The sequence below is a fragment of the Kitasatospora sp. NPDC059327 genome (assembly GCF_042752535.1).
Taxonomy (GTDB): domain Bacteria; phylum Actinomycetota; class Actinomycetes; order Streptomycetales; family Streptomycetaceae; genus Kitasatospora.
In genome coordinates, this window is the sequence record NZ_JBHYYB010000217.1 from 1 (window position 1) to 4418 (window position 4418).

At 74.2% G+C, this 4418-nt stretch carries 3 protein-coding genes and 1 pseudogene; 2 read left to right on the forward strand and 2 right to left on the reverse strand.

The window, feature by feature from the left end:
• Positions 1-192: pseudogene (locus tag ACFXHB_RS44405) on the reverse strand (hypothetical protein); the annotation flags it as partial.
• Between the two features lie 220 nt (positions 193-412).
• Here ACFXHB_RS44405 and ACFXHB_RS44410 point away from each other — a divergent pair.
• Positions 413-1048 (forward strand): DUF1345 domain-containing protein, encoded by a 636-nt coding sequence (locus tag ACFXHB_RS44410; protein WP_380582876.1) that lies wholly within the window; start codon positions 413-415, stop codon positions 1046-1048.
• Positions 1049-1086: 38 nt separating this feature from the next.
• On the opposite strand, the gene ACFXHB_RS44415 is transcribed toward ACFXHB_RS44410, so the two are convergent.
• A complete protein-coding gene (locus tag ACFXHB_RS44415) occupies positions 1087-2100 on the reverse strand; it encodes a DUF5937 family protein (RefSeq protein WP_380582878.1) in 1014 nt (337 codons plus the stop codon).
• 577 nt (positions 2101-2677) lie between these two features.
• Here ACFXHB_RS44415 and ACFXHB_RS44420 point away from each other — a divergent pair.
• On the forward strand, positions 2678-4288 hold the full coding sequence (locus ACFXHB_RS44420; RefSeq protein WP_380582880.1) for an FG-GAP-like repeat-containing protein: 1611 nt from the start codon (positions 2678-2680) through the stop codon (positions 4286-4288).
• The last annotated feature ends 130 nt before the right edge of the window (positions 4289-4418 follow it).

Genomic DNA, 4418 nt, shown 5'->3' on the forward strand with positions numbered 1-4418 from the left:
CTGGGCCGCGGGGTCGGCCGCGCCCGCGCTCGTGCCGGGACCGGTGGTCGCCGTGCTGCCCTGCCCGGCCGCGGCCGCGGAACCGCCGGGCCCGCCCGCCGGGGTTCCCGAACCGCTGGAGCCACAGGCCGTCAGGACGCTCAGCAGCACCCCGGCCGCAGCCGCCGTCATCGTGCGACCAACCAGCTTCACAGCACTCTCCCTCGTACCCCGGTGTCCGTGGACCGCCAAGGAACCATAGCCTTGATCGCCCCGACCGCTCCCCCTGCCCCTCCCCCGGCCCGCGGCACTCCTGCGCGACGGCGGCCGAAGCGGCGGGGGACCGTCGGGGCTCCGGGGCGCGCCGCCGTCCACCCCGGTCCGCCCGGGGCTACCCTGGCGCCGTCGCCGCCGTCCCGCCCTTGAGGTCCTCATGGCCCCGTGGTTCCTGCTGTCCGCCGTCCCTCGGCTCGCCGGCTCGACGGTGCTCGGGGCCGCCCTCGGCACGGTCGTCGGCGTCCTGGCCGGCGTACCCCAGGGCGTCCTCGCCGGTATCGCCGGGGCCGAGACGATCTTCGTGGTGTCGGGGTGGGTCGTCCTGTGGCCCATGGACCCGGAGACCACCCGGCGCAACGTCCGGCGGGAGGAGTTCCGGCCCCTCGTCGAGGAACTCGCCGTCGTCGCGGCCGCGCTGTGCGGACTGGTCGGCATCGTGGTCCTGCTGCTGGTCGGCAAGTCCGACCCGGGCCACGCCGTGGCGGCGACGGCGCTCTGCGGGGTGTTCAGCGCCTGGGCGGCGCTCCACCTGATGTACGCCACCCGCTACGCGTACATCTACTACGGCCGCCCCGGCGGCGGGATCGACTTCAACACCGACGAGCCGCCCCGGTACAGCGACTTCCTCTACTTCAGCTACAACCTCGGCATGACCTATCAGGTCTCCGACACCAGCGTCTCCAGCAGTACGCTCAGGGCGGTCGTCCTCCGGCACTGCCTGCTGTCCTACGTCTTCGGCGCCAGCATCCTGGCCACCACGATCAGCCTGGTCGCCCAGCTCGTCCTGGGCTGAGCCCTCCCGGTCCCGGGGCACGCCGGTTCCGGCCGGGGTCAGCTCCCGGCCGGGGCCGGCAGGGCGTCCTCGGGGGCCAGCAGGGCGTCCGCGAGGGCGGTGCGGGCGTAGAGGACGGAGCGGCCGCTGCGGTGGGCGGTCACCAGGCCGGCGTTGCGCAGGGCCGTGAGGTGCTGGGAGACGCCGGCCGCGGACAGGCCGAACCGCTGGGAGAGCCGGGTGGTCGACGAGGGCGTGTCCAGTTCGGTCAGCAGCATCGTGCGGGAGCGACCGAGGACGGCGGCCACCGCGTCGGGCGAGGTGGTCGCGCGGGGCTCCCACAGGTTGCCGATCCCCCGTGCCGGGTAGGCGAGTTGGGGTGGATCGGGCGCCACCGAGCGGGTCAGCACCTTCGGCCAGGCGAACGCGGAGGGCACCAGCAGGAGCCCGGAACCCGCCTGGTCCCGGGTCAGCGCGCAGTGGCGGCAGACCAACCGCAGGGTGCCGTCGTCCCACCGGACGGACTCGTGCAGTTCGTTGAGGACATGGGCCGAGCCGTGCTCCGCCACCTGGCGGGCCCGGTGGACCACATCGGCTTCGAGGAGCCGCCGGATCCTGTCCCAGTAGGGCGCCAGGGCCAGCTCCCAGTAGGTCTCGATCTCGGCGACGACCTTCTCCAGCGCCTCCTCGGGAGCCTCGGACAGGATCCGGAACCGGGCGGACGGGCCGTGGTCGCGCTCGGCGGCCAGCATGCCGAGCTCGGTGCGCACGCGTTCGGGCTCGGTCCGCCGGATCGCGTCCAGCTCGGTGGCGAGGACGGGGAACGAGGTGGCGGGGGTCGGGTTGAGGAAGTCCGCGAGGTAGCCGCCGGCGGGCACCAGCTCGGCCAGCCAGCCGCGGTCGAGCCCCGCCTGGGCGAGCCGAGCCCGGACCTGCTCGGCCCAACGCCGGTGCAGCGGCGGCTCCTTCTCCCGGCGCAGCAGCCGGAAGCTGGTGACGACCTCCCACATCGGGGAGATCGCGAAGCGGGTCTGCGCCAGGTCGGCCGTGGAGAACGTCAGTCCCGATTGCATGCCGTGCCGCCCTTCGGACACCGTTGGATTCGGTCCGAGCCTAAGTCCTGCCGGGCCCGCGCCGCCGACCTGGTCCGCCCGCCCGCCCCGCGCCGACGGCGCGCCCGACCGGGCGGACGGGCGAGGGGCGAGGAGCTGGCGGCCGGGCCGGGGCGGAAAGGGCCGGGAGGTGGCAAAACCGGAAATCCTTCGGGCCCGTCGCGCCCCGGGCCGCGGGGAGCCGGCCACGCGGCGGCCGCACCCAACCGCGCTGCCCCCCAGTGACCTTGGAGAATCCGGCCGGCCCGGCGGGCCGGCGCCGGACCGGCGCCGCCCGGACGGGGCCGTGGCGGAAAACGATCCCGTGTGACGCAGGTCACCTTGGGGGCGGTCCGGCCGGCCGGTAGTTTCCGTACCGATCTTCGTTGTTGATCCACATCTGGGGCGGGGCGGATGTGTGTCGGCGTCACTTCCCTTTTCCACCACGTGGAAGAGGGCTCTGCGGTGACGCGTCGCGCCGGTTCGACGGTGCCGCGGTGGTATCCGGAACGTCCCGCGCCGTCCCGACCTTCTGACAGATCGATCCCAAGGACCTGACATGATTCGCAAGGGGCAACGCCCGGGCTGGAAGGCGGGGCTCGTCGCCTCCGCCGTGACCGCGGGTGCGCTGACCGTCGCCTCCGGCGCTCCGGCCGGTGCGGTGGTGGGTGATCCGACGGCCGACGGCGCCTACGGGTTCACCGTCCGCCTGGACATCGGGGCCAACGCCCGCGCCTGCACCGGTGCGCTGGTGGACCGGCTCTGGGTGGTCACCGCCGCGAGCTGTTTCTCGGACGACCCCGCGCAGCCGACCACGCTCGCCGCGGGCGCGCCGAAGTGGAAGACCACCGCCACCGTCGGGCGCAGCGACCTGACGACGACGGCGGGCCAGGTCTCGCAGGTCGTCGAACTGGTGCCCCGTCAGGACCGGGACCTCGTGATGGCACGGCTGGCCACCCCCGTGTACGGGGTGACGCCGCTCGCCGTGGCGACCACCGCGCCGGTGGGCGCGGAGAGCCTGCGCGTTCCCGGCTTCGGTCGTAGCGCGGACGAGTGGTCGCCGACCAAGCTGCGCTCCGGGGTCTTCACGGTGGACGCCGTGCAGGCCACCACCGTCGCCAGCACGGGCGTGAACGGCGCGGCCGTCTGCAAGGGCGACACCGGCGCGCCCGCCGTGCGGGAGAAGAACGGCAAGGCCGAGCTGGTCGCGGTCAGCAGCCTGTCCTGGCAGGGCGGCTGCTACGGCACGCCGGCCACCGAGACCCGGACCGGCGCCGTCAGCAGCCGCACCGATGACCTCGCGAGCTGGATCCGGCAGCTGTGCGACCGCCGCTCGGCGGCCGTGAACGAGGTCGGCACCGGCCGGCTGCGCTGGGCGGACTTCGACGGCGACGGCCGGCCGGACTACCTGACCGTCGAGGACGACGGCTCGGTGACGGCCTGGCTGAACCACGGCGGCGACCCGGTCAGCAACACCGGCTGGCAGGGCCTGGGCAAGGTCGCCACCGGCATCACCAACGACCGCAGCCGCGTCCGCTTCGCCGACTTCGACGGCGACGGCAAGGCCGACTACCTGGTGATCAACTCCGACGGCTCGGTCTCGGCGTGGCTGAACCGCGGCGGCGACCCGGCCGGCGGCGCCGGCTGGCAGGGCATCGGCAAGGTCGCCACCGGCGTCACCACCCGCCAGGACCAGGTCCGCTTCGCCGACTTCGACGGCGACGGCCGCAGCGACTACCTCGTCGTCGCCGACGACGGCTCGGTGTCGGTGTGGCTGAACCGCGGCGGCGACCCGGCCGGCGGCGCCGGGTGGCAGGGCCAGGGCAAGATCGCCACCGGCATCACCAACGACCGCAGCCGCGTCCGCTTCGCCGACTTCGACGGCGACGGCAAGGCCGACTACATCCTGTTCGACGCCGACGGCTCGGTCTCGGTCTGGGCCAACCGCGGCGGCGACCCGGCCGGCGGCGCCGGCTGGCAGGGCCTCGGCAAGATCGCCGGCGGTATGACCTCCGACCGGGGCAACGTCTTCCTGACCGACTTCGACGCCGACGGCAAGGCCGACTACCTGTGGAACCAGGGTGACGGCAGCACCCAGGCGGCCCTCAACAAGGGCGGCGACGGCCGCGGCGGCTGGGCCATGATCGGCAAGGTCGCCAGCGGCGCCTGATCGACTCACGCGGGTGGGGCCGGTGACCGGATGGTGACGCTGTTGGTTAATTCGGGCCCTGCTTCGCCCCGCCGACTGGTTGGTCGGCGGGGCGAAGCGCTGCGAAGTGGCTGGTTCGGGTGCGGGCTCG

What these genes read in the sequence shown, in the direction of transcription:
- ACFXHB_RS44415 (WP_380582878.1), bottom strand. Translation starts at nt 2,100, where the DNA reads ATGCAATCGGGACTGACGTTCTCCACGGCCGACCTGGCGCAGACCCGC.
- ACFXHB_RS44410 (WP_380582876.1), top strand. Translation starts at nt 413, where the DNA reads ATGGCCCCGTGGTTCCTGCTGTCCGCCGTCCCTCGGCTCGCCGGCTCG.
- ACFXHB_RS44420 (WP_380582880.1), top strand. Translation starts at nt 2,678, where the DNA reads ATGATTCGCAAGGGGCAACGCCCGGGCTGGAAGGCGGGGCTCGTCGCC.